The 4,864-nt window shown below is 73.1% G+C and carries 5 protein-coding genes; 4 read left to right on the forward strand and 1 reads right to left on the reverse strand.

All coding sequences use genetic code 11. From position 1 onward, the window contains the following. On the forward strand, window positions 1–861 hold an 861-nt coding region (locus ABZE72_RS15605), incomplete at its 5' end, for an N-acetyltransferase family protein (RefSeq protein ID WP_372729955.1). Between the two features lie 83 nt (window positions 862–944). After that, window positions 945–2,087: a glycoside hydrolase family 6 protein gene (locus tag ABZE72_RS15610; protein WP_372729956.1), complete on the forward strand. Its 1,143-nt coding sequence runs from the start codon at window positions 945–947 to the stop codon at window positions 2,085–2,087. Between the two features lie 28 nt (window positions 2,088–2,115). Here the strand turns inward: ABZE72_RS15610 and coaA are convergent, their stop codons facing one another. Further along, the gene (coaA, locus tag ABZE72_RS15615; protein WP_372729957.1) at window positions 2,116–3,102 is read right to left on the reverse strand and encodes a type I pantothenate kinase; all 987 of its coding nucleotides are present in this window, start codon (window positions 3,100–3,102) and stop codon (window positions 2,116–2,118) included. A 108-nt stretch (window positions 3,103–3,210) separates the two neighbouring features. On the opposite strand from coaA, the gene ABZE72_RS15620 reads away from it, so the two are divergent. Beyond that, complete coding sequence (locus tag ABZE72_RS15620) at window positions 3,211–3,564, forward strand: holo-ACP synthase (RefSeq protein ID WP_372729958.1); 354 nt, start codon at window positions 3,211–3,213, stop codon at window positions 3,562–3,564. Continuing rightward, window positions 3,561–4,864 (forward strand): NAD(P)H-hydrate dehydratase (locus ABZE72_RS15625; protein ID WP_372729959.1); only part of this gene is annotated, 1,304 nt, incomplete at its 3' end. The genes ABZE72_RS15620 and ABZE72_RS15625, both read left to right, overlap by 4 nt.

A 4,864-nucleotide genomic window follows, 5' to 3' on the forward strand; every position in this document is an offset into this window, starting at 1 on the left:
CGCCCGCGCCACGACATGGACCGGCTGCTGCTGCTCGCCTCCGTCGACGGCCTGGTGGTCGGTGCGGCCGTCGGGTACTTCTTCCTCCTCGACAACACCCACCTGGTCGAGGTGCGCGTGCACGTCGACCCGGCGTACCGCCGCCGCGGTGTCGGCCGTGCCCTGGCGGAGTCGCTGGAGGCCCGGGCTCGGGCGGCCGGCAGGCGGACGCTGGCAAGCACGGTCCACGGCCCGGTGAACGAGGCCGGAGCCGGCCTGGAGTTCGCCAGGGCGGTGGGTTTCGTGCCCGCCAACGAGGAGGAGACGAAGGTCCTCGACCTCACGACCGCTCCCCAGGGCTGGTCGGTGCTGGCGGACGAGGTCGAGCGGAAGCGCGCAGACCACGTGGTGCACACGTTCGTGGACCACGTGCCGGACGAGCACGTGGCCGGGGTGTGCGCCCTGCTCTCGGCCTTCCTCGACGAGGCGCCGAGCGGCGAACTGGACCTCGAGCGAGCCGAGTGGACGCCCGAGAGGCTTCGAGCCCACGAGGAGCAGCAGACCGCCGTGGGCCGGCGCTGGCTGGTCGCGCTGGCGGTCGCCCCGGACGGCACGGCCTGCGGGTTCTCCGAGCTGGGCTTCGAGCTCGGCAACCCCACGCGCGCCGAGGTCGGCGGGACACTGGTGCTGCCCGGGCACCGAGGCCGCCGGTTGGGCCTGGGTCTCAAGCTCGCCACCCACCGCCGGCTCCTCGAGCTCGCCCCTGGGTGTCGCGTCGTATCCACCACGAACGCGGGCGTGAACGCACCGATGAACGCGGTCAACGCGCGGATGGGCTACCGCGCGGTCGAGCGGGCCGTGGACGTCCAGAAGGTTCTCTGACCGGCGCCGGGGGTTCAGTTCGAGGTCGCGGCGACCGATGAGTCAGGGGACCGGTCCACCCCCCGACCCCCGGAGCCCTCCGCATGCGCCGTACCACCCCCCGCCGGATCGTCGCGCGTCTGGTGGCCGTCACGGCGCTGTCGCTGATCGCCAGCGGCTCCGCCCTGGGCACCGCCTCCACGGTGGCCTCCGCCGGAACCCCTGCAGCGACGGGTGCCGAGGAGCGGGAGACGTCGGCGGGCAACCGGCTGGTCGGCCGCGAGTGGGGTGTCTACAAGGGCCCGGCCGAGATGGCCTGGGAGCCGTACGTGAAGGCCACCGGCCGGAAGAAGAAACTGCTGGCCACCATTGCGCTCGCGCCCAAGGCGAAGTGGTTCGGCGCCTGGATCCCGGACCGGGACATCGCCGCCAAGGTCGAGGACTACATCGCCAAGAGCCAGGACGGGAACCCTGACGCGCTCGTCCAGCTCGCTGTCTTCCGGATGGTGCCCTGGGAGCACGAGGCCTGTCGACGCCTGCCCACCGAGGCCGAGAAGAAGTCGTACCGGGTGTGGACGAGGCGGTTCGCGCGGGCCGTCGGGGACACCCCCACCGCGCTGATCCTCCAGCCGGACGGGCCGTTCGCGCTCTGCGCGCCCGGCGGCTCCACGGCGCCCTCGCGGCTGATCGCCTACTCGACCCGGGTCTACTCGGCGTTGCCGAACACGAGCGTCTACATCGACGCCGGAGCCGCCGACTGGCCCGCACCGGGCAACGGCGGCGGGGTGCGCTCGGCCGTCAAGCTGCTCGTGCGGGCCGGCGTCGAGCACGCGCGCGGCTTCGCCCTCAACAGCACCCACTACTCCTCGACCGACCTCGAGGTCGAGCGCGGCACGGAGATCGTCGAGGCCCTCGAGCGGCGCGGCATCACGGACAAGCACTTCGTCGTCAACACCTCCTCGAACGGACACCCGTTCCCGTTCGGCACCTACACCGGTCCGGACCCCAACAACGCCAAGGTCTGCCGGACCGGGAACGAGTCTGCGAGCACGACCTGCGTCACCCTGGGGATCCCCCCGACGGCGGAGGTGGCGCACCCGCGCTGGGGTCTGTCGGACCTCACCAACGAGCGGGCCGCGGCACACGTCGACGCCTACCTCTGGTTCGGTCGGCCCTGGCTGCACCGGCAGGCCAAGCCCTTCGTCATGAAGCGGGCCCTGCGTCTGGTCCGGTCCAGTCCCTACTGACCCACGACGACCGCGTGCGGACCAGCGATCAGAGCTTGCGCAGCCGCACGTACCGGACCGAGTGGTCGCGAGCCTTGCGCAGCACGAGGGTGGCCCGCGAACGGGTGGGCAGCACGTTCTGCAGCAGGTTCGGCCCGTTGATGGTGTCCCAGATCCGGATCGCCTCGGCCTCGGCCTCGTCCTCGGTCAGGTGCGCGTACTTGCGGAAGTACGACGCCGGGTCGAGGAAGGCCGTCTCGCGCAGCCGCCAGAAGCGCTCGATGTACCAGTCGCGGATGTGGCGGGTGTCGGCGTCGACGTAGACGCTGAAGTCGAAGAAGTCGCTCAGCGTCAGCCCGGTCTTCCCGTCCTCGCGCACCCGTGCCGGCTGCAGGACGTTGAGACCCTCGATGATCACGATGTCGGGCCGCTTGATCACGACCTTCTCGTCGGGCACCACGTCGTAGACCAGGTGGGAGTACGTCGGCGCCTCGACCTCGTCCTTGCCGGACTTGATGTCGACCACGAAACGCAGCAGGGCGCGACGGTCGTACGACTCCGGGAACCCCTTGCGGTGCAGGATGCCGCGTCGTTCGAGCTCGGCGTTGGGGTAGAGGAAGCCGTCGGTGGTCACCAGCGCGACGTTCGGGTGCTCGGGCCAGTGCGCCAGCATCTCCTGCAGCACCCGCGCGGTGGTGGACTTGCCGACCGCGACCGAGCCGGCCAGGCCGATCACGAACGGCGTGCGCGGGGGAGTGCGCCGGTGCAGGAACTTCTCCTGCTGCAGGTGCAACCGGCTCGCCGCCTCGACGTACAGGCTGAGCAGGCGGGAGAGCGGGAGGTAGACCTCCTGGACCTCGTCCAGGTCGAGGGACTCGCCCAGACCCTGCAGGCGCTCGAGCTCGTTCGGGGTCAGCGGGCTGGTGGTCTCCTCGGCCAGCGCCGCCCAGGCGGACCGGTCCAGCTCGATGTACGGCGAGGTCTCACGGGCGACGTCCTCGGGAGAGCCCGGGGTCACCCCGCCGTTGGCAGACATGCCGGTGATTGTTGCAGTCCGCGGGCGTCGTCTCCCGGGCGCGTCCACTCGCTAGGGTGGCGGCCATGCGCTTGCTCCTCGTCCCGACCCCGGCCCGGTAGGTCTGCGATGGCCGTGGTCGGCGTCGGGATCGACGTGGTGGACGTGGCCCGGTTCGGGGAGTCGCTGGAGCGCACCCCGGGCCTGCGCGAGCGACTGTTCACCCCTGACGAGGCCGGACGGGCCCTCGCCTCGCTGGCGGCGCGGTTCGCCGCCAAGGAGGCGATGGCCAAGGCGCTGGGGGCCCCAGTCGGGATGGCCTGGCACGACGCCGAGGTGGTCAACGAGTCCACGGGTCGCCCGGTGCTGCTGATCCGCGGCTCGGTGAAGGCCCAGGCGGCCGCCCTGGGGGTCGCCACGGTGCACCTGTCGCTCTCCCACGACGCGGGGATCGCCTCGGCGATGGTGGTGCTCGAGTCGTGAGGCAGGCCCACACGGTCGCGCAGGTGCGAGCAGCCGAGGAGGAGCTGCTCGCGGTCCTGCCCGACGGTGCGCTGATGCAGCAGGCCGCCACCGGACTGGCGTACGCCGTCCTCGACCTGCTGGGCTCGGCCTACGGCCGTCGGGTGGTGCTGCTGGTCGGCTCGGGCAACAACGGCGGAGACGCCCTGTACGCCGGAGCGTTGCTCGCCCGGCGCGGCTGCCGGGTCGATGCCTGGCTGCTGGGGTCGGCGGTCCACGAGGCGGGCCTGGCCGCCCTGCGCGCGGCGGGTGGACGGGTCGGCGACGTCGACCCTGCGGTGGGCGCCCGCGCGGACGTGGTCGTCGACGGCATCGTGGGCATCGGCGGCCAGCCCGGCCTGCGCCCGGATGCCTGTGCCGCACTGGAGGCCGTCCGCGGAGTGCCGCTGGTCGCGGTCGACGTGCCGTCCGGGGTCGACGTCGACACCGGTGAACTGGACGGCCCGCACGCGCGTGCCGAGCTGACCGTCACCTTCGGCACCCACAAGGTGGCCCACCTGGTCGACCCCGCAGCCGAGGCGTGCGGGGCGATCCACCTGGTCGACCTGGGGCTGGACCTGCCCGCCGCGGCGGTGCAGGCGCTGCAGGCGGCCGACGTGGCGCGGCTGCTGCCCCGGCCCCGCCAGGACGCCCACAAGTACACCCGCGGCGTGGTGGGGATCCGGGCCGGCTCGGCCCGCTACCCCGGAGCGGGGCTGCTCAGCGTCGCGGGTGCGTCGGCCGGCCTGTGCGGGATGGTGCGGTTCGTGGGCGAGCAGGCTGTGGCCGACCGGGTTCGCGAGGCGCACCCCGAGGTGGTGGGCGCCGGGCGGGTCCAGGCCTGGGTGATCGGCTCCGGGGGTGGGGACTGCGCCGGCGACGAGCTCGCGGCGGCGCTCGAGGACGGCGTACCCGTGGTCGTCGACGCGGACGCCCTGGTCCACGTCACCGCGGGGTTGGGCGTGCCGGCGGTGCTGACGCCGCACGCCGGCGAGCTGGCCCGGATGCTCGGGGTCGAGCGGGCGGCCATCGAGGCCGCTCCGCTGGCCCACGTCCGTCGGGCCGCGGAGACGTACGACGCCGTGGTGCTGCTCAAGGGCAGACACAGCCTGGTCGCCACCCCGGACGGTCAGGTCCGGGCGACCACCACCGGGCTGCCCTGGCTGGCCACGGCCGGAGCCGGGGATGTGCTGGGCGGGGTGATCGGCTCGCTGCTGGCCGCCGGGCTCACGCCGTACGACGCCGCCTCGGTGGGGTCCTGGCTGCACGGCGCCGCCGCCAC

Source organism: Nocardioides sp. (assembly GCF_041600255.1).
In the GTDB taxonomy this organism is placed as follows: Bacteria; Actinomycetota; Actinomycetes; order Propionibacteriales; family Nocardioidaceae; genus Nocardioides.